This window comes from Rubellimicrobium sp. CFH 75288 (assembly GCF_009904055.1).
Lineage (GTDB): Bacteria > Pseudomonadota > Alphaproteobacteria > Rhodobacterales > Rhodobacteraceae > Rubellimicrobium.
The window spans coordinates 399,316-418,208 of the sequence record NZ_WYDP01000001.1 but is presented as its reverse complement, the minus strand read 5'-3'; the positions used below and the strand labels follow the sequence as shown (position 1 = coordinate 418,208).

Below are 18,893 nucleotides of genomic sequence, written 5' to 3'. Positions count from 1 at the left end.
GCTGGGGCCCATGCGTGCCGTCCTGCTGCCCCTTCTCTGCCTCGCCGCGCCCGCGCTGGCGCAGGAGCGCATCCCCTCGCACTGCCTCGCGCTGGCCGGAGGCCCCGAGCGGGTCTGGCGCGCGTCTCTGGCTCCGGTCGAAGCGGATGCGGTGGCGATCCGCTTCGTCGATCACGCCATGTTCCTGATCCGCACGCCCTCGGTCTCGGCGGTGACGGACTTTGCGGGGTTTCTCGGCAACACGACCTTCCTGCCCGACGTGGTGACGATGAACCACGCCCATTCGACCCACTGGACCCCGAACCCGGACCCGGCCATCCCCCATGTCCTGCGCGGCTGGCCCGAAGGAGGCGAGGCGCCGCGCCATCGGCTGGACCTGGGCGAGATGCTGGTGCGCAACGTGTCCACCGACATCCGCCGCGGCGCGGGTGTGGAGGCGGACGGCAACTCGATCTTCGTGTTCGAGGCGGCGGGCCTGTGCATCGGCCATCTGGGCCATCTCCACCACGAGCCCACGGAGGAGGATTACGCGCTGCTGGGCCGGATCGACGTGGTCATGGTGCCGGTGGACGGGGGGCTCACGCTCGACCACGCGACGCTGGTGCGCACGCTCGGGCGGCTGCGGGCGCGGGTGGTGATCCCGATGCACTGGTTCGGGCCGGCGAACCTGGAGGCCTTTCTGGGCCGGATGGAGCGCGAGGCGGGCTACCGGGTGGAGCGGGCGGGCGCGTCCGAGGTTGTGCTGCGGCGCGGCGACCTGCCCGAGGCGCCGACCGTGCTGGTGCTGGACCCGGCCTGGCTGAGCGATTGAGGCAAGCCGCCGCCTTGCGCGGGCGCGCTTCCCGGGGCAGGCAGGAGCCATGAGCCCCGATGACGCCTCCGAGCCCTTTGCCGGCCTGTGCCCGGCCGACGACGCCTTCGAGCGGGTCCTGCGCGCCGAACTGCCCGCGGCGGCCTTCCGCGAGGCCACGGAGGCGGACCTGACCGAACCGCGGGGGCGCTGGCGGGGGCAGGGCCTGGTGGTGGCGCCCGGATCGGCCGCGGAGGTGGCGACGCTGCTCGCGCTCTGCCACGAGGCCCGGGTCGGGGTGGTGCCGCGCAGCGGCGGCACGGGTCTGGTCGGCGGCGGGCTGATGCCGGAAGGGCCGCCGCGCCCGGTGCTCCTGTCGCTCGACCGGATGGCGCGGATCCGCGCGCTCTACCCGTCCGAGAACGTGCTGGTGGCCGAGGCAGGCTGCATCCTGGCCGACTTGCAGAAGGCCGCGCGCGAGGCGGGGCGGCTCTTTCCCCTCTCGCTCGCCTCGGAGGGGTCGGCGCGCATCGGGGGGCTGCTCGCCACCAATGCGGGCGGCACGGCGGTGCTGCGCTGGGGCAATGCGCGGGCGCTGTGCCTCGGGCTCGAGGCGGTGACGGCGGAGGGGCGCGTCTGGCATGGGCTCACGCGGCTGCGCAAGGACAATCTGGGCTACGACCTGCGCGATCTGCTGATCGGCTCGGAAGGAACGCTCGGGGTCATCACCGCGGCGGCGCTGCGCCTGGTCATGCCGCCCGCCGCCGTGGCCGCCGCGCTGCTCGCCGTGCCCTCGCCCGAGGCGGCGCTCGAGCTGCTGGCGCTGGCGCAGGGGCGGCTGGGCGACCTCGTGCAGGGGTTCGAGCTGATCGGGCGGGCGGGCTGGGACTTCCTGGAGGAGACGGGCCTCGGGGCCTGTCCGCTCGCGCCGGTGCCGGACTGGTGCGTGCTGGTGGAGGCGGGGCTGCCCGAGGGGCTGGAGCCGGGCGCGGCGATGGAGGGGCTGTTTGCGGCGGCGGCGGCGGCGGGGCTGGTCCCGGACGGGGTGCTCGCTGCCTCGGGGGCGCAGGCGGCGCGGCTCTGGGCGCTGCGCGAACGCATCCCGGAGGCGAACCGCCGCATCGGGGCCGTCTCCTCGCACGACATTGCGGTGCCCCTGGGCGAGATCGGCGCCTTCCTGCGCGAGGCGGACCGGGCCGTGGCCGCGCTGGGGCCGTTCCGCGTCAACGCCTTCGGGCATCTGGGGGACGGCAACCTGCACTACAACGTCTTTCCGCCGCGCGGGGGGCGGCGCGAGGACCACGAGGCGCAGCGCGAGGCGGTCAAGCGGGCCGTCCACGACCTCGTCCATGCCCGCGGCGGATCGGTCGCGGCCGAGCACGGGGTGGGCCGCCTCAAGGTCGCCGACCTGGAGCGCTACGGCGATCCCGTGAAGCTGGGGATGATGCGGGCGGTCAAGGCGGCGCTCGACCCCAAGGGCATCCTCAATCCCGGCGCGGTGTTGCGCGCCTAGAGGGGCGGATAGTGGCGGCGCAGCGCCGCCCGGTCCTGGGGTCCGAGTCGGGTGGCGGCGTTGGAATCCTCCGAGAAGACCGACAGCCCCTCGTAATGGGGGTTGCGGATGTCGGTCATCAGGCCCATCGCCTGGGTCAGCTCCTCGAGCACCACGGGGATGACGTCCGGGGGCGGCAGGTCGGCGGCCATCACGATCACGGCCTCGGTCAGGCGCAGCGCCTCGTCCCACCAGACGGTGACGAGCGCGGCGCCGATCGTCTGGCCGTCCACGCCCCGCACGCCCGTCCCCTCGATCGGCTCGCCGTCGCGGGAGATGGACAGCCGAACGGTCACGTCCGCCCCGGCCGCACCGGCGACGCGGCGCAGGCGCAGCGCGGCTCCGGCGGCGTTGATCTCGGCGATGGCATGGTCCAGCGCGACCGAGATCCGCCGGGCGAGATCCTGCGGATAGCCGAGGGGTGCCGGCAGGAGGGCCACCCGGATGTCGTCCGCCTTCTCGGGCGCCCAGCGGATCGGGTCCACCGTGCAGGGGCCACCCGGCAGGGCGCGGCAGGAGACGAGGCGGTAGAAGTCCTCGTCCGAGAGCTTGCCGGAGGTGGTCAGGAAATCCCCGCCCGCATCGCCCGGACCGGCCCAGACGGTGCCGGCCAGCAGCGCCGCTGCGGCGAGCGCCGCGGCCGCCCTCACAGCACGCGCCCCGCGACGGGTCGCAGCCGCGCGACAAGGTCCGGGTCGCGCGCCTCGGGCGCGGTGATGATCGCCCCGTCCAGCGCGCGGTCGCAGCGATGCGGGCAGGGATGGTCCCCGGCGCCGAGGCGCGAGGGCAGACCGAGGGCGAGGTCGCGTCCGCGCGCCGCATTCGCCCGGAGCACGGCCAGCACGGCCGCCACGTCCACCGCAGCCTCGGCCTCGTGCCAGGAATCGTAGTCCGTGACCATCGCCACGGTGGCATAGCACAGCTCGGCCTCGCGCGCGAGGCGCGCCTCCGGCAGCATCGTCATGCCCACCACGTCGCAGCCGAGCGACCGCCAGAGGCGGGATTCGAAGCGGGAGGAGAATTGCGGCCCCTCGATACAGAGATAGGTCCCGCCGCGATGGACGGTGGCCCCCGCCGCCTCGGCGGCCCGGGCGGCGAGGTCCGACAGGCGGGGACAGACGGGTTGCGCCAGGCTGACATGGGCGACGCAGCCCGTGCCGAAGAAGGAGGCGGGGCGGCCGTAGGTGCGGTCGAGCGTGCCGTCCACCACGACGAGGTGGCCGGGTGCCATGCCCTCGCGGAAGGAGCCCACGGCGGAGATCGACAGGACGTCCGTGGCGCCCAGCATCTTGAGCGCGGCGATGTTGGCGCGGGCGGGGATTTCGGAGGGCGCGATGCGGTGGCCGCGCCCGTGCCGGGGCAGGAAGCTGACCGGTAGGCCGTCGAGCCGGCCCGTCAGGATCGCGTCCGAGGGGCGGCCCCAGGGCGTGTCAACCTCGCGCCAGGCGGCGTCCTCGAGCGGCAGGTCGTAGAGACCAGAGCCTCCGATCAGGGCGAGATGCGTCATGGCCGGACCCCCGCTGCGCCGTCCCCGGCCGGAGCCTGCCGTGCCCCGCGCCCGGGCGCAACGGGATCGGCGGGGTCCGGCGGCGCTCAATCGCCGGGGCGGGGCATCTCCCAGACCCGGTCCACATGGGCATAGTCGCGGTAGCCCAGCCGCGCCACGGGGCGGAACAGCGTCACGTCGAGCCGGCCATCGCGCAGGCAGTCGTCGCGCAGGTGCACCCCCGTCACGGCCCCGAGCACGAGCCAGTTCGCCCGGCCCGCCAGCCGCACGATGCCGGTGAGCCGGCATTCGAGCGCGGCGGGGGCATCGGCCACGCGGGCGCAGGGAATCGTCTCGCAGGGGGCCTTGGGCAGGCCGGCGGCCGCGAATTCGTCCGCGCCGGCGGGAAGGGGGGCCGAGGTGGCGTTCATCGCCTCGCGCTGGTTCCAGCCCACGACGTTGACGCAGAAGGCGCCGGTCTCTCGGATCAGGGCCAGCGTGTCCTTGGTGCCGGTGCGGTCGGGCTTGTCCCCGCTCGAGGCGAACATGACCTGCGGCGGGCGCGAGGCCACGGCGTTGAAGAAGGAATAGGGGGCGAGGTTGTCCTGTCCGTCCTGCCCGCGGGTGGAGATCCAGCCGATCGGCCGGGGCGAGACCACCGCATAGAACGGGTCGTGCGGCAGGCCATGACCCTCGGCGGGACGGTAGAACATCGGCGCTCTCCCGGTGCTGCGGCCGGTCCGCGGGACCGGGCGGGCCGGGATGCGGAGACGGCGTTGACTCGACCGGGCCGCATGGTAGGGGCCGCCGGGCGCCCCGCCAGGGGGCGGGGGGCAGGGGATGGTGCGCATCGACCGCGAGGAGCCGGCGGATGGCGAGGCCGTGGAGGCCCTGTTCGACCTGTGCTTCGCGCCGGGGCGCGAGGCACTGTCCTCCTACCGGCTGCGCGACGGCGTGGCGCCCGTGGCCGCGCTCTGCTTCGTGGCGCGGGAGGCGGACGGGACGCTGGCCGGCGCGATCCGCCACTGGCCGGTGCGCATTCTCGGTCCTGCGGGCAAGAAATGGGCGCTGCTGCTCGGGCCCGTGGCGGTGCATCCCACCCGGCAGGGCGAGGGTCTGGGGGCCGCGCTGATCGCGCGGGGCCTGGAGGGGGCGCGCGCCGAAGGCTGGAGCCGGGTGCTGCTGGTGGGCGATCTGCCCTATTACCGCCGGTTCGGGTTCCGTCGCCTCGACGGGGTGGAGATGCCGCCCCCCACCAATCCCGAGCGCATTCTGGGCCTCGCGCTGCGCGAGGGTGCGTGGGATGGGGTCGCGGGCCGGGTGGTCCGCGCGCCCGGCTGAGCGCGCGGTCCGTCCTCCCCCTGCGGGGCCTGAGGGTGCCGCTCCGGGGGGGGCGGGCGCGTTGCGACGCGCGGCGGCCGGGGATCTCCGCCTCCGCGCCGTGGACGAGCACCTGCGCAGCCAAGCGGCCCGGTGGGATGCGGCGGAACCTCGGGCGCGTCCGTGGCGCCCCACCCCTGCAAAGAGCACGGGCGGCCGCCTGATCGTTGCAGGTCCCGCCCCGGTCGTCCGCGCCGCCCCTCCGGTCCGCCGGGACGGAAGGATCGGGCGCGTGGGGGCACCCTGCCACGGAGAGGTTAACGAAGCGTTACACCACCGCGCGGTGGTGTTGCGCCGCGCTGCGGCGAGGGGAAATCAGCCGGCGGCGGGCGCCCAGCCCTCCGGGTCCGCGAGATAGGCGGCGAGCGCCTCCAGCGTGGCAGGCTCGAAGGCCCTGCGCGCGCGTGCCTCCTCGAGCACGTCGCGCCAGGTGCAGAGGGCGTGCAGGGCAACGCCGGCGGCGGACAGGCGATCCTCGAGGGCGGGAAAGATCCCGTAGGCGAACACCACGGCCGCGTGGCGGCATTCGCCCCCCGCCTCGCGGATCGCCTCGACGAAGGAGAGCTTGGAGCCGCCGTCGGTGGCGAGGTCCTCGACGAGGAGCACGCGGTCGCCGGGCCGCAGGCGCCCCTCGATCCGGGCCATGCGGCCGTGGCCCTTGGCCGTCTTGCGGACATAGGCCATGGGCAGCGCCAGCCGGTCGGCGAGCAGGGCGGCATAGGGGATGCCCGCCGTCTCGCCGCCTGCGATCACGTCGAACGCCTCCGCCCCCGCCCGTTCGAGCAGGCGCCGCGCGAGCAGGTCGGCCAGCGCCGCGCGGATGCGGGGAAAGCCGATGGGCCGGCGGCAATCGACATAGGTGGGCGCGCGCCGGCCCGAGGCATGGACGAAGCCCGTCCCGGGATCGAAGGCGACGGCGCCGGCCTCGAGCAGGAGGGCGGCGGCCAGACGGGAGGGATCGGGGCTCATGCGCTCTCCTCGACGCGCCAGTGGAGGGGAAAGCCGGGGTCGAACACGGTCACGCGATCCTCTCCGCAGGGGATGGCGGCGGGGGGGGACCATGCCTCGCCGCGCACCAGCGCGATGCGGTCGGCGGAGGGCGCCATGCCGTAGAAGGCGGCGCCGTTGAGCGACACGAAGGCCTCGAGCCGGGGAAGCTGGCGCGCGGCCTCGAAGATGGCGGCGCAGACGGAGAGGGCGACGGGCGCGGTGAAGAGACCGGCGCAGCCGCAGGGCGAGAGCTTGGCCGAATCGGGGTGAGGCGCCGAATCGGTGCCGAGGAAGAACCGCCGGTCGCCGGAGACCGCGGCCTCGACAAGGGCGAGGCGGTGGCGTTCGCGCTTGGCCACGGGGTTGCAGTAGAGATGCGGCCGGATGCCGCCTGCGAGCAGCGCGTTGCGGTTGAGCACGAGATGGTGGGCCGTGATCGTGGCGGCGAGGTGGCGCGGCGTGTCGCGCACGAAGTCCACGCCGTCCTGCGTGGTGACATGCTCGAGCACGATGCGCAGGTCGGGCACGCGCCGGCGCAGCGGGCGCAGGACGCGGTCGATGAACACCGCCTCGCGGTCGAAGATGTCCACGTCGGGGTCGGTCGCCTCGCCGTGGATGCAGAGCGGCATCCCGATCTCGGCCATGCGTTCGAGGACGGGGCGGACGGCGTCGAGATCGCGCACGCCCGCATGGGAGTTCGTGGTGGCCCCGGCCGGGTAGAGCTTGACGGCGAGCGCCGCGCCCGAGGCATGGGCGAGGGCCACCTCGTCGGGGTCGGTGTCCTCCGTGAGATAGAGCGTCATGAAGGGCGCAAAGCGCGTGTCGTGCGGCAGCGCGGCCAGGATGCGCTGGCGGTAGGCCCGGGCGTCGGCGGCGGTGCGGACCGGGGGCACGAGGTTGGGCATCACGAGCGCCCGGCCGAACCGGGCCGCCGAATGGGGCAGCACCGCCTGCATCATGGCGCCGTCGCGCAGGTGGAGGTGCCAGTCGTCGGGCCGGCGCAGGAGGAGGCGGTCGGGCATGGGGGCGCCTTAGCACGGCGGCGTGATCGGTTCTAGGCAGACCCGCCCGGACGGGTCATGATGGCGCCGTCCGAGCCGAGGAGAGTTCCGATGCGCGCCGTCCTGCCCGTCCTCCTGCCGGCGCTGCTGGGCGCCATGCCCGTCGGGGCGGAATGTCTGGGTGCGCGCGATCTGGGGCGCGGCGTCCTCGTCAGCTACGACAACGGCGACGAGGTGCGCCTGCAGCGGACCGCGGACGGGGCGGTGACCGTGGACGAGACCTATGCCGACGGTTCGGTGCCGATGCGGCTCCATGCGGCGCGGGGCATCTACTATTTCGAGGAATACATGCTGGACGAGGCCGGGCGGCGGCTGGACGGGACCGGGCTGCGGGTGGAGTTTCCTTCCGACCCGCGCAGCCTGCCCGAACCGGCGGCGGGCCTCGTCTGGGAGGGCGAGACGGTCAACGTCTTCCCCGACGGCAGCGAGCGGCGCGAGACCGTCCGCGTCCGGTTCGAGGAGGGCGCGCCCCTGGTCCTGTCGGGCTGCACCTATGCGGTTCTGGACACTGCGATCCGCTACGACTGGGGCAAGGACGGGGGCCTGACGCTGCGCTATGCCTATCTGCCCGAGCTGGGGGCGGGGCTGGTGCTGACGAGCCAGTTCGACGGGGGCGAGGTCAACGCCAAGACCCCGGTGGCGCTGACGCGGGCCGGCAAGTAGGGGCTACTCGGCCGCCTCGGTCGGCGGAGCGGGCACGGGTTCGCCCCATTCGAGGAGCTTGCGCTCGAACAGGGGGCGGTCGCGGGTGGCGAGGCCGTGCCGGCAGACCCGCGCGGCAAGCCGCCGCCGGCCGTCCGCCTCCAGCCGCTTGAGCAGGCCGCGCAGGTAGGGCAGGTGCGCCCGCCGGGCCCGCCAGAGGCGGGCAAAGGCCAGCCGGTCGAGCCGCCCCTCCATGGCGAGGTCCACGAGCTGCGGCGTCACGCCCATCTGGTCGAGCATCGCCTCGATGCGGACGCCGGCGAGCGGGCAGCGGAAGGTGAGCACATGCGCCTTGTGGAAGAGCGCCGCATGCATCGCGTCCGGCGCGTAGTTGGGATCGTGCAGCACGAACACGCGATCGGCCGCGTCGATCATCTCGGGCGCATAGCCGTAGCGCGAGGTGAAGTCGCGGCGCCGGTCGCGCAGATGGCGGCGGTCCCAGCCGGCCACGGAGGGGTCGAGCGTCGCGTAGGGGCGCAGCGCCAGCACCCGCGCGCCCGGCGCGGCCACGGAGAAGGCGGCGGCCGCATAGCCCGCGGGACCCGCCCCGGTGAACAGGACGCGGTCGAAATCCTCGAAGAAGCCGTCATCGGTGAGCCGGTCGAAGGTGCCCCACACGGCCGGATCGCGGAACCACGTCTCGCCGTGGGAGAAGACCGCCAGAAGCGACCAGCCGTTGCGCGTCACGTGCTCGAGGCCCCGGGGCGCGGCCCCCGGGGCGCGGCGCGCGCCCTCCACCGTCTCGAAGGTGACAAGGAGCGTCCGGCCGGCATCGATGAACAGCGCGGCATGATGCGGCCCCAGACGCTCGAAATAGCCGTGCTCGTCGCCGAGCGAGTCCAGCCGGGCGAGCCAGTCCTCCTCCGAGAGGTCCGACAGGTCGAGGTCCAGAAGGTCGAGCGGGGTCTCGCTGGGCATGGCGGGCTCGCTGGCGCGGGGCTGGGGCGTGATGGGGGCATCCTGGGCGCGCATTGCGGCGGAAGCGGGGAGGAGGCCGGGCCTTTTCCCGGCCCCGGCCCGTCCGGGCCGGCAGCGTTCAGCCGAAGGCCTGAAGCCCCGTCTGCGCGCGCCCGAGGATCAGCGCGTGGATGTCGTGGGTTCCCTCGTAGGTGTTGACGGTCTCGAGGTTGATCATGTGGCGCATGATGGGGAAGGCATCCGAGATTCCGTTGCCGCCCAGCATGTCGCGCGCCTCGCGCGCGATGGCGAGCGCCTTGCCGCAATTGTTGCGCTTCATCAGGCTGATCGCCTCGGGCGAGGCGCGCCCCGCCTCCAGCAGGCGCCCGAGCGCGAGCGCGCCCTGAAGGCCCAGCGCGATCTCGGTCTGCATGTCGGCGAGCTTCTTCTGGAAGAGCTGGGTCGCGGCGAGGGGGCGGCCGAACTGCCGCCGCTCCAGCCCGTATTGCCGCGCGGCGTGCCAGCAGGATTCGGCCGCGCCCATCACGCCCCAGGCGATGCCGTAGCGCGCGCGGTTGAGGCAGCCGAAGGGACCCTTGAGCCCCTCGACGCCCGGCAGGAGCGCGTCCTCGCCCACTTCCACGCCGTCGAGGACGATCTGTCCCGTCACGGAGGCGCGCAAGGAGAGCTTGCCGTCGATCCGGGGCGCGGAGAGGCCGGGCGTGCCCTTCTCGAGCACGAAGCCGCGGATCCTGCCGTCATGCGCCTCGGACTTGGCCCAGACCACGAAGACGTCGGCGATGGGGCTGTTCGAGATCCAGGTCTTGACCCCGTCGAGCACATAGCCGCCGTCCACCGGGCGCGCGCGGGTGCGCATCCCGCCGGGGTCGGACCCCGCATCGGGTTCGGTCAGGCCGAAGCAGCCGATCGCCTCGCCGCGCGCCAGACGGGGCAGGAAGCGCGCGCGCTGGGCCTCCGAGCCGTAGGCGTGGATCGGATACATCACGAGGGACGACTGAACCGACATCATGGAGCGGAAGCCCGAATCCACCCGCTCCACCTCGCGCGCGACGAGGCCGTAGGCGACATAGCCCGCGCCCAGCCCGCCATGCTCCTCGGGGATGGTGATGCCGAGAAGGCCGGCCTCGCCCATCTCGGCGAAGATGGCGGGGTCCGTGGTCTCGGTCGCCCAGGCTTCGCGCAGGCGGGGGGCGAGACGGTCGGCGGCAAAGGCGGCCGCGCCGTCGCGCAGCATCCGCTCCTCCTCGGAGAGCGCGTCCTCGAGCCGGAGCGGGTCGGCCCAGTCGAAGGCGGCGAGGCCGGGGCCGTGCCCGTCCTCCGCTGCGGACGGGGCGGGGGCGAGATGGCGGGGGGTCTGGTTCATGGCATCCTCCGGTCGGCCCGAGTCTACCGGTGCGGGAGGGGGGCGGCAACGGGGCCGCAGGACGCGCCGGTCCGGGCCGGTCCGGGGGACGGGCGGACGGGTCGTCCGTGACGCAGCGGCCACAACGGGATGGAACAAGGATGCCCGGCCCTCGGCGGTGCTGCCGGCGCGCGCGACCCGCCCTAGGGTGCGCCCCGGTGTGCGAGTGTTCTGCCGGATGATCTGTCATGTTCGAGGGCTCCCTTCCCGTTGCCGACCCTGAAGCCGAGATCCGCTGGGAGTTCCGCGAGCGGATGGAGCGCCGCCTGGCGCAATGGTATCACGGGCGGAACCCGCATCCCGACCCCGCCCGACAGGCGCGGCGGCTGTTCCTGGCCTCGCTGGTCCACAAGGTCGCGATGCGCCGCTATGTCGAGTCGATGGGCGTGGCGCTGCCCGGTCTCATCCTCGAGGCGCCGCGGCTGCAGGACGTGCCCTGGACCATGCTGCCCGACCGCATCGCCATCAAGCCCTCCAACAATTCCTATTGCCGCGGCGTCGTGCTGTTCGACGGGGTCCGCGACCTGATGTCGGGCGAGGCGGTGCCGCGCGGGCGGCTGGGGCGTCATGTCCGCCAGGTCTGGGACCGCGACGACATCCTGTCCAAGCCGCGCACCACCGTGGTGATCGAGAGGATGGTCGCCGATTGCGACCCGGCCTATGCCGTGCCGCGCGACTTCAAGATGTTCACCGCGGGCGGGCGGGTCCATCTCATCATGGTCGTGGACCGCAGCCGGGGCTGGCGGGGGCGCACGGCCTCGTTCTTCACGCGCGAGTGGGAATTCGTGCGCGAGCGGATCACCACCAATGTCGAGCCGGGACCCGACTATCCGCGTCCGCCGGGGCTCGAGGCGCTGGTGGCGGCGGCCGAGACGCTGTCGGCCGACCTGCGGGCCTTCTACCGGCTCGACTTCTTCCTGAGCCCCCGGGGGCCGGTCCTCGGCGAGTTCACGTCCTATCCCAATGCCGGGCAGGGGTTCACGCCCTTCGGGGACCGCCTGATGTGCGCGATCATGGACCATGCGCCGGACTGGGACTGAACGGCTGGATCGCCGGTTGACGGAAACGTGAGAGAGGCGCAGGCTGACGCCGGGACAACCCGTCGGGGAGGGCGGGGTCCGAGGGAGGGAGGACACCGATGACGCTCCGTCTTCCGGCGGCCGGCCTGGCGGCCGCGATCGCCGTGGCCGCCACGCCGGGCCTGGCCTGCCCCGACTGGCGCGGCGCGCCGCATTTCGGGCAGATCCAGCTGGCCGCGGGGTTCGTCCCCGACCCCTATGTGCGCAACGTGACCGCCGGGGGGACCACGAGCATCCAAGGCTGCGGGGGCACGGGCTGGGCCGGGTTCGTCACCACGCGGCCCGATTTCGACCTCTACTGGTCGGGCGCCTCGTCGCAGCTCACCATCGCGGTGGTCTCGGGGGCGGATGCGGTGCTGCTCGTCAACGCGCCGGACGGGTCCTGGCACTACAACGACGATTACCGCGGCACCAATCCGGCGGTGACGTTCGTGAACCCGCAGCAGGGGCTCTACGACATCTGGATCGGCAGCTATGACGGCTCGCGCCGCAACCCGGCGCAGCTCATCATCACGGAACTGCCTTACTAAGGGGATCTGCAAGGGGTTTCGCCCCTTCCGCTATTGCCTAGCGGGCAGGGGGGAAACCAGATCGCGCCCCATGCGTTGACGGCGCAGCTTTGCGGCTGCGCCAAGGGAAGGACCGACCATGTTCCATCATTCGTTCCGCGCCACCACGGCGCTTGTGGCCACGCTTGCGCTGGTGCTGCCGCAGGGCGCGCTCGTCCCGGCCGCGCGCGCGCAGGAGACGATCCTGCTCTGCCTCGACCTGACCGAACCGCCCTGCCCGGAGGGCGAGCCTGCCGAGGGCACGCCGCACCTGCTGGGCGAGGATGGCTCGATCGTGCCGCTGGAGGAGCCGCAGGCGGAGGCTGCGGGAGAGGCGGAAGCGCAGGCTGAGGCGGAAGCTGAGGCTGCGGCCCAGGCCGAGGCGGAAGCCGCGGCGCAGGCGGAGGCGGAGCGGATCGCGGCCGAGGAAGCCGCCGAGGCCGAGCGGTTGGCGGCCGAGGAAGCCGAGCGTCTGGCGGCCGAGCAGGCGGCGGCCGAGGAGGCGGCGCGTCTCGAGGCGGAGGCTGCCGCGCAGGCGGAGGCGGAAGCCGCGGCGCAGGCGGAGGCGGAGCGGATCGCGGCCGAGGAAGCCGCCGAGGCCGAGCGGTTGGCGGCCGAGGAAGCCGAGCGTCTGGCGGCGGAGCAGGCGGCGGCCGAGGAGGCGGCGGCCGAGGAGGCGGCGGCCGAGGAGGCGGCGGCCGAGGAGGCGGCGGCCGAGGAGGCGGCGGCCGAGGAGGCGGCGGCCGAGGAGGCGGCGGCCGAGGAGGCGGCGGCCGAGGAGGCGGCGGCCGAGGAGGCGGCGGCCGAGGAGGCGGCGGCCGAGGAGGCGGCGGCCGAGGAGGCGGCGCGTCTCGAGGCGGAGGCTGCCGCGCAGGCGGAGGCGGAAGCCGCGGCGCAGGCGGAGGCGGAGCGGATCGCGGCCGAGGAAGCCGCCGAGGCCGAGCGGCTGGCGGCCGAGGAAGCCGAGCGTCTGGCGGCGGAGCAGGCGGCGGTCGAGGAGGCGGCGCGTCTGGAGGCCGAGGCTGCGGCCCAGGCCGAGGCAGAGGCTGCCGCGCGGGCCGAGGCGGAAGCGGCGGCGCAGGCGGCGCAGGCCGAGGAGCCGGCGGCTGCGACCGACCCGGTCGAGCCGGGTGCCGTGCCGGAGATCGCGCCGGACCTGCCCGATCCCGCGGAAGCCGGCGAGCCGGCCGCTGCGACGGCGGCGGACGAGCCGGCCGAAGCCGTGGCGGAGCCGTTCCCCGAGGTCGCGGCCGACGCCCTGGCCGAGACGGCCCCCGAGACGGCTGCCGAGACGGCCCCCGAAACCGCGCCGGACGCGGTGTCCGAGCCTGCGCAACCCGCCGGGCCTGCGGAGCCCGCCGCCCCGGCGGCGGCCGGGGACGCGGCCCTTGTCGATCCGACCGTGCTCGAGCCCACCGCTCCGGTCGCGGCCGCCACGGCCGCCGAGACTGGCGAGGAGGCACCGGCGGAGGCCGTGGCCGAGGTCGAGACCGTGACGCTGACCGAGGAGGACGTCCGCTCCGCCGAGGAGGATTTCGACACCACCGTGACGGGCCAGGCCCGCGCCGAGGGCCAGCCCAGCCGCGAGCGCGGCCTGAGCAATCTCGAGCGGGCGCTGCTTCTGGGTCTGGGCGCGGTCGCCGTCGGCGCCGTGCTCAACAACGGCCAGCAGATCGTCGCCAACACGGGCGACCGGGTGGTGACGCGCGATCCGCAGGGCGGCCTGCAGATCTTCCGCGACGACGACGCCATCCTGCGCCAGCCCGGCTCGACCGTGCGCACCGAGACCTATCCCGACGGCTCCACCCGCACGATCCTGGAGCGCCCGGACGGCACGCAGGTGGTGACCATCCGCGACGCGACCGGCCGCGTGCTGCGCCGCGCGCGCGTCCTGCCCGACGGCACGCAGGTCGAGCTTTTCGACGATCTGGGGGCGCCGGTGGTGCCCGTCGATGTCCGCACGCTGGTCGAGCAGGCGCCGCCGCCCGTCTCGGCCTCGGCCTCGGAGATCGACGAGGCGCTGCTGCGGCAGCTCCTGCTCGGGGCGGAGCCCGCGGTCGATCCCGGCCGCACCTTCACCCTGCGCCAGATCCGCGAGATCGAGGCGGTGCGCAACCTGGTCCCGGCCGTGGACCTGGACAACATCACCTTTGCGACCGGTTCGGCCGCGATTCCGGGGGCGCAACTGTCCAACCTCGTGCGGATGGGCCGGCTGATCGAGGAAGCGCTGGAGCGCAACCCGCGCGAGGTCTTCCTGGTCGAGGGGCACACGGATGCCGTGGGCTCGGAGGAATACAACCTCGCGCTCTCGGACCGGCGGGCGGAATCGGTGGCCCTCGCGCTTACGCAGAACTTCAACATCCCGCCCGAGAACCTGGTCGTGCAGGGCTTCGGCGAGGCCTTCCTGAAGATCCCGACCCAGGAGGCCGAGGAGCGCAACCGCCGCGCCACGCTGCGCCGGATCACCCCGCTCCTGACCTTTGCCGCGGCGCAGTGACGCCGCCCGGGGGGCGGTCCCGCGAGGGACTGCCCCCTTTTCGCGCGCGCAGGGGGGGCCTATCTTGGGGCTCGCAGGCACAGGAGGCCCGTCCCCGATGTTCGCGATCCCCGGCAAGCAGGCCGTCACCCTGACCCCCGCCGCCGCCGCGCAGGTGCGCCGCATGATGGAGCGCGAGGGGCGTCAGGGCCTGCGCATCGGCGTGAAAAAGGGCGGTTGCGCGGGCATGGAATACACGATGGAATGGGCCGAGGAGGTCGCCCCCCACGACGCCGTGGTGGAGCAGGACGGCGCGCGCATCCTCGTCGCGCCCATGGCCCAGATGTTCCTGATCGGCACGGAGATCGACTACGAGACGGGGCTGATCGAATCGGGCTTCCGCTTTCGCAACCCCAACGTGGTCGAATCCTGCGGCTGCGGCGAGTCGATCCGGTTCGCCGACCCCTCCGCCGCGCGCTGAGCGTTCCCCTCGGCCGCCGGCCCTGCTAAGCCGGCAGCGCGAACGGAGAGGGGGACCGCGATGCGCCGCAGGCTGGCCGCCGGCAACTGGAAGATGAACGGCACGAGCGCGAGCCTGTCGGAGGTGGACGCGCTGCTCGACGCGCATCCCGCGCCGGGGGTGGAGATGGTGCTCTGCCCGCCCGCCACGCTGATCGCCGCGCTGGCCGCGCGGCGGGGGCGCCACCCGCTGGGCGTGGGGGGACAGGATTGCCACCCCGAGCCCTCGGGCGCGCATACCGGCGACATCGCGGCCGAGATGCTGCGCGATGCGGGGGCGGGTTTCGTCATCGTCGGCCATTCGGAGCGGCGCGCCGACCACGGCGAGGATGATGCGCTGGTGGCGGCCAAGGCCCGCGCGGCCCATCGGGCGGGGATGGTGGCCATCGTCTGCCTGGGCGAGACGCTGGAGGAGCGCGAGGAGGGACGGACGCTGGAAGTGGTGGGCCGCCAGCTCGACGCCTCGGTGCCCGACGGCGCGACGGGCGGCAACACGGTGATCGCCTACGAGCCCGTCTGGGCTATCGGCACGGGCCGGGTGCCCACCACCGACCAGATCGCCGAGGTCCACGGCTTCCTGCGCGACCGCCTGTCGGCCCGAATCGGGGCGCAGGGGGCCTTTGTCCGCCTGCTCTATGGCGGCTCGGTCAAGGGGTCCAACGCGGCCGAGATCTTTGCCGTGCCGGACGTGGACGGGGCGCTGGTGGGGGGCGCGAGCCTGAAGGCCGCCGACTTCTCGCCCATCGTCGCCGCGCTCGAGGAGGCGGCCGCGCGCGAGGCGCCGTGATGCGCCACTTCAGGCAGTCGCCCACGGACCGGGACTTCGTCCAGAACCCCTATCCCTTCTACAACCGCGCGCGAGAGGGGGGCGCCGACCTCTTCCTGTGGGAGGATTACGGGATCGTCTGCGCGGTGTCGCATCGCGCCGTCTCGGCGCTGTTGCGCGACCGGCGGCTGGGCCGCGAGGCACCGCCGGAGCATGCGCCGGAGATTCCCGCCCATCTGCGGCCCTTCTACGACATCGAGGCCCACTCGATGCTGGAGCTCGAGCCGCCGCGGCACACGCGGTTGCGCGGGCTGGTGCTCAGGGCCTTCACCTCGCGGCGGATCGCGGCGCTGGAGGGGGAGATCGCCGCGCTCTGCGACGAGCTGATCGACCGCCTGCCCGAGGGGCCGTTCGACCTGCTGGATGCCTACGGGCGGGTGATTCCGGTCGTGGTGATCGCGCGGCTGCTCGGCGTGCCGGAGGAGCGGGCGCCGGACCTTCTGGCCTGGTCGAACGCGATGGTCGCCATGTACCAGGCGCGCCGGACGCGGGCGGTGGAGGAGGCGGCCGTCGCGGCCACGCTGGCCTTCCGGTCCTTTGTGGAGGACACGATCCGCGAGCGGCGGGGCCGGCCGGGCGACGACCTGCTCTCGGCGCTGATCGCGGCCGAGGAGGAGGGGCAGCGCCTGTCCACCGACGAGATGGTGGCGACCGTCATCCTGCTTCTGAACGCGGGCCACGAGGCGACGGTCCACAGCTTCGGCAACGGCGCGAAGGCGCTGATCGAGGCGGGGGTGACGGCGGTGACGGAGGAGGCGGTGGAGGAGGCGCTGCGCCTCGACCCGCCGTTGCACCTGTTCACGCGCTGGGTCTACGAGCCCTGCGAGCTGTGGGGGCACCGCTTCGCGCGGGGGGACCGGGTGGGGCTGCTCCTGGGGGCGGCGGGCCGCGATCCGGCCGCCTATCCCGATCCCGGCCGCTTCGACCCCGGCCGGTTCGCGCCGGGAGGCGGGGCACCCGCCCATCCGGCCTTCGGCGCGGGCATCCATTTCTGCGTGGGCGCGCCGCTTGCCCGGCTCGAGCTGCTGGTGGGCCTGCGCCGCCTGTGGCAGCGCCGCCCCGGCCTGCGGATCGCCGAGCGGCCGGTCTATGCGGACCTCTTCCACTTCCACGGGCTCGAGCGGCTGGTCGTGGCCGCGTCAGGGCCGCCAGAGCTTCCAGGCTGAGACGAGAAGGATCAGCACGAGGAGCGGCAGCAGGACGGCCTCGGGGACGTGGCCGAGGAGGCGGCCGCCGAGAAGGGCACCCAGCACCGATCCGGCCGCGAGCGCCAGCAGGAGCGCCCGATGGGCCGCCAGCGTGGCCCCCAGGCGCGGGTCGCGGGCATAGCGGAGAAGCCCCACGACCATCGTCGGCAGGCTGACCGCGAGGCTGAGGCTGCCCGCCAGCGCAGGGCCCGTCCCGAAGAGCAGGATCAGCGTGGGGATCAGCAGTTCGCCCCCGGCCACGCCCATGACGGAGGCGACGACCCCGATCCCCCAGCCTGCCAGCAGCCCCGCCGCCACCTGCCAGGGTCCCGAAAGCAGCGCCTCCCGCGGACCGAGGCCGTGGCCGAGCAGCAGCGCGGCCGCGAGACCCGCAAGAAGGAGCGACAGGACCCGGTGCAGCGTCCGCTCGCGCAGGCGCAGCACCCAGCCCGCCCCGGTCCAGGCCCCGAGCAGGCTGCCTCCGAGCAGGTTCAGCGCCGCCCCCGCCGAGGCCCAGAGCTCGGCCCACGGCACCGTTCCGGCCCGGGCGGGCAGCGACACGGCGACGACCACGAGGCTCGTGACCTTGTTGAGCAGAACCGCCTCGAAGGCCGGCAGGCCGAACAGCGCGATCAGCAGGGGCAGCCGGAATTCGGCCCCGCCCAGCCCGATCAGGCCGCCGAGCAGGCCGACCGCCGCGCCCGCCAGCGCCGCGGCGAGAAGGCGGGATGCGCTCAATCCGCGTCGCCGGGCGCGGTGCCGGGCGGTCCCTCCCACGGCTTGAAGCGGGTTCCCTGGGCCGCGCCGATCCGGTCGATCTGGTGGCGGATGGCCTCGTCCGGGATGGCGGGCCAGTCCCCGCCCGCGATCAGCCCGCATTCCCTGAGGGTGGCGCCGAGGGCGGGAAAGTCCACCTCGCCCCAGGAGGTGCGCGAGGGGCGATGGGCGTGGTCCTCGATCCAGTTGCGGCGCAGATGGTTGATCGCGGCGACCTCGGCGCCCTGGAAGGCGTGGATCTGGCGCGCGAAGCAGCGGTCCAGATCGCCGTCGCGGCGTGCGATGATGCCCACGTTCTGCCCGCGATGGCCCACGAGGGCGAGAAGGTGGAAGGGCGAGCAATCCACGCCGACGACATGCGTCGCGGCCTTGTAGGCGGCGATCTGGTCGGCGAAGCCGTGCTTCTGCGGATGGAAGGGCACATAGCCCTCCGCCTTCAGATGCTCCTCGAGCACGGTCTCGGCGAGGATGGACCCGCGCTGGACGGGCAGCGCGCTGCGCGAGATGTAGATCTTCGGGTGACCCTGCGGCGCGATGCCCCGCCCGGCATGGGCGCGCATGTAGGCGCGGAATTCGGGGCTGCCCTCGATCATCTGGAACATCCCGAAGCCCTGCGGGGGCACGTGGAGCCGCTCGACCCGCGCGGGCTCCTCGAGGTTGCGCACCGGCACGTCCAGACCCAGCGCCTCGAGGAAGGGGCGGTAGGTGGCCATCACATGCTCCGGCCGGTTCTGGAACTTGGGCACGAACAGCGCACCCTCGATCGCGCCGCGCAGGCGGTCGAGCGCCCAGAGCCGGGCGATGCTCTCCACCAGGAAATGGCCGAAATGGCCGAAGAGCGGCCCGAGGAAGAGCCAGCTGCCCCCCAGCGTCTCCACCGGCCCCGCGGGCATGGGCGGGCGGACCGTGACCTGGGCGCTGCCCCGCCAGGTGACGCTCTCGGGCACGAGGCTGCCGTCGGGCCGCAGCACGCCCGAACGCTGGACCGACTGGTTGCCCAGCCCCTTGGCCGGCGGCACGACCAGCGCATCCTCCACGACGGCAATGGGGCCGAGGCCGCCTGCGATCTCCGGCGGCTGGAGGCGGTCCTGGATCATGGCGGCCTGTTCCCTGTGGCGAGCCCCGCCCCTCTCCTGCCACAGGGGCGCGGCGCGCGCGACACGGCGCTGCCCACCGCCTGCCGATTCCGCCCGGGACCGC

Annotated in this window: 19 protein-coding genes; 10 read left to right on the top strand and 9 right to left on the bottom strand. The window is 74.0% G+C overall.

Annotated elements, in window-relative coordinates; translation table 11 throughout:
* Nucleotides 1-10: 10 nt before the first annotated feature.
* The gene (locus tag GT358_RS02045; protein WP_166580891.1) at nucleotides 11-811 is read left to right on the top strand and encodes an MBL fold metallo-hydrolase; all 801 of its coding nucleotides are present in this window, start codon (nucleotides 11-13) and stop codon (nucleotides 809-811) included.
* Nucleotides 812-860: 49 nt separating this feature from the next.
* Nucleotides 861-2,303: an FAD-binding oxidoreductase gene (locus GT358_RS02040; protein ID WP_166580890.1), complete on the top strand. Its 1,443-nt coding sequence runs from the start codon at nucleotides 861-863 to the stop codon at nucleotides 2,301-2,303.
* Here the strand turns inward: GT358_RS02040 and GT358_RS02035 are convergent.
* From GT358_RS02035 to GT358_RS02025, 3 genes are all read right to left on the bottom strand, one after another.
* Entirely contained in the window at nucleotides 2,300-2,992 is a 693-nt protein-coding gene (locus tag GT358_RS02035) for a DUF2927 domain-containing protein (RefSeq protein ID WP_166580889.1), read from the bottom strand. The genes GT358_RS02040 and GT358_RS02035 overlap by 4 nt on opposite strands.
* The gene (mtnP, locus tag GT358_RS02030; protein WP_166580888.1) at nucleotides 2,989-3,849 is read right to left on the bottom strand and encodes an S-methyl-5'-thioadenosine phosphorylase; all 861 of its coding nucleotides are present in this window, start codon (nucleotides 3,847-3,849) and stop codon (nucleotides 2,989-2,991) included. Before mtnP ends, GT358_RS02035 begins: the two co-directional genes overlap by 4 nt.
* Nucleotides 3,850-3,935: 86 nt before the next feature.
* Entirely contained in the window at nucleotides 3,936-4,541 is a 606-nt protein-coding gene (locus GT358_RS02025) for a flavin reductase family protein (RefSeq protein ID WP_166580887.1), read from the bottom strand.
* Between the two features lie 127 nt (nucleotides 4,542-4,668).
* Between GT358_RS02025 and GT358_RS02020 the strand changes: the two genes are divergently transcribed.
* A complete protein-coding gene (locus GT358_RS02020) occupies nucleotides 4,669-5,169 on the top strand; it encodes a GNAT family N-acetyltransferase (protein ID WP_166580886.1) in 501 nt (166 codons plus the stop codon).
* Between the two features lie 354 nt (nucleotides 5,170-5,523).
* Here the strand turns inward: GT358_RS02020 and GT358_RS02015 are convergent, their stop codons facing one another.
* Nucleotides 5,524-6,177: an orotate phosphoribosyltransferase gene (locus tag GT358_RS02015; protein WP_166580885.1), complete on the bottom strand. Its 654-nt coding sequence runs from the start codon at nucleotides 6,175-6,177 to the stop codon at nucleotides 5,524-5,526.
* A complete protein-coding gene (gene pyrC / locus GT358_RS02010) occupies nucleotides 6,174-7,220 on the bottom strand; it encodes a dihydroorotase (protein ID WP_166580884.1) in 1,047 nt (348 codons plus the stop codon). Before pyrC ends, GT358_RS02015 begins: the two co-directional genes overlap by 4 nt.
* A 90-nt stretch (nucleotides 7,221-7,310) precedes the next feature.
* Here pyrC and GT358_RS02005 point away from each other — a divergent pair, with 90 nt between their 5' ends.
* On the top strand, nucleotides 7,311-7,922 hold the full coding sequence (locus GT358_RS02005) for a hypothetical protein (RefSeq protein WP_166580883.1): 612 nt from the start codon (nucleotides 7,311-7,313) through the stop codon (nucleotides 7,920-7,922).
* 3 nt (nucleotides 7,923-7,925) lie between these two features.
* On the opposite strand, the gene GT358_RS02000 is transcribed toward GT358_RS02005, so the two are convergent.
* Together GT358_RS02000 and GT358_RS01995 are read right to left on the bottom strand one after the other, a co-directional pair.
* Nucleotides 7,926-8,879, bottom strand: coding sequence for a hypothetical protein (locus tag GT358_RS02000; protein ID WP_166580882.1), 954 nt, complete (start codon nucleotides 8,877-8,879; stop codon nucleotides 7,926-7,928).
* A 118-nt stretch (nucleotides 8,880-8,997) separates the two neighbouring features.
* Nucleotides 8,998-10,242, bottom strand: a complete 1,245-nt coding sequence (locus GT358_RS01995) for an acyl-CoA dehydrogenase (protein ID WP_166580881.1) — start codon at nucleotides 10,240-10,242, stop codon at nucleotides 8,998-9,000.
* A 227-nt stretch (nucleotides 10,243-10,469) separates the two neighbouring features.
* On the opposite strand from GT358_RS01995, the gene GT358_RS01990 reads away from it, so the two are divergent.
* The 6 genes from GT358_RS01990 to GT358_RS01965 all read left to right on the top strand — a co-directional run bounded on the left by GT358_RS01990 (nucleotide 10,470) and on the right by GT358_RS01965 (nucleotide 16,895).
* Nucleotides 10,470-11,321, top strand: a complete 852-nt coding sequence (locus GT358_RS01990; RefSeq protein ID WP_166580880.1) for an ATP-grasp fold amidoligase family protein — start codon at nucleotides 10,470-10,472, stop codon at nucleotides 11,319-11,321.
* A gap of 98 nt (nucleotides 11,322-11,419) precedes the next feature.
* A complete protein-coding gene (locus GT358_RS01985; RefSeq protein ID WP_166580879.1) occupies nucleotides 11,420-11,890 on the top strand; it encodes a peptidase S1 in 471 nt (156 codons plus the stop codon).
* Nucleotides 11,891-12,008: 118 nt separating this feature from the next.
* Nucleotides 12,009-14,405, top strand: coding sequence for an OmpA family protein (locus tag GT358_RS16470; RefSeq protein ID WP_208103258.1), 2,397 nt, complete (start codon nucleotides 12,009-12,011; stop codon nucleotides 14,403-14,405).
* A gap of 97 nt (nucleotides 14,406-14,502) precedes the next feature.
* Nucleotides 14,503-14,865: an iron-sulfur cluster assembly accessory protein gene (locus GT358_RS01975; protein WP_166580878.1), complete on the top strand. Its 363-nt coding sequence runs from the start codon at nucleotides 14,503-14,505 to the stop codon at nucleotides 14,863-14,865.
* A 60-nt stretch (nucleotides 14,866-14,925) separates the two neighbouring features.
* Entirely contained in the window at nucleotides 14,926-15,690 is a 765-nt protein-coding gene (gene tpiA, locus GT358_RS01970) for a triose-phosphate isomerase (protein WP_166580877.1), read from the top strand.
* Entirely contained in the window at nucleotides 15,690-16,895 is a 1,206-nt protein-coding gene (locus GT358_RS01965) for a cytochrome P450 (protein ID WP_166580876.1), read from the top strand. Before tpiA ends, GT358_RS01965 begins: the two co-directional genes overlap by 1 nt.
* On the opposite strand, the gene GT358_RS01960 is transcribed toward GT358_RS01965, so the two are convergent.
* Nucleotides 16,869-17,654: a sulfite exporter TauE/SafE family protein gene (locus GT358_RS01960; RefSeq protein WP_243730646.1), complete on the bottom strand. Its 786-nt coding sequence runs from the start codon at nucleotides 17,652-17,654 to the stop codon at nucleotides 16,869-16,871. The two genes, GT358_RS01965 and GT358_RS01960, sit on opposite strands and share 27 nt — an antisense overlap.
* Complete coding sequence (locus GT358_RS16590) at nucleotides 17,651-18,790, bottom strand: DUF563 domain-containing protein (RefSeq protein WP_243730645.1); 1,140 nt, start codon at nucleotides 18,788-18,790, stop codon at nucleotides 17,651-17,653. The genes GT358_RS01960 and GT358_RS16590 overlap by 4 nt, the downstream gene beginning before the upstream one ends.
* Between the last annotated feature and the right edge of the window lie 103 nt (nucleotides 18,791-18,893).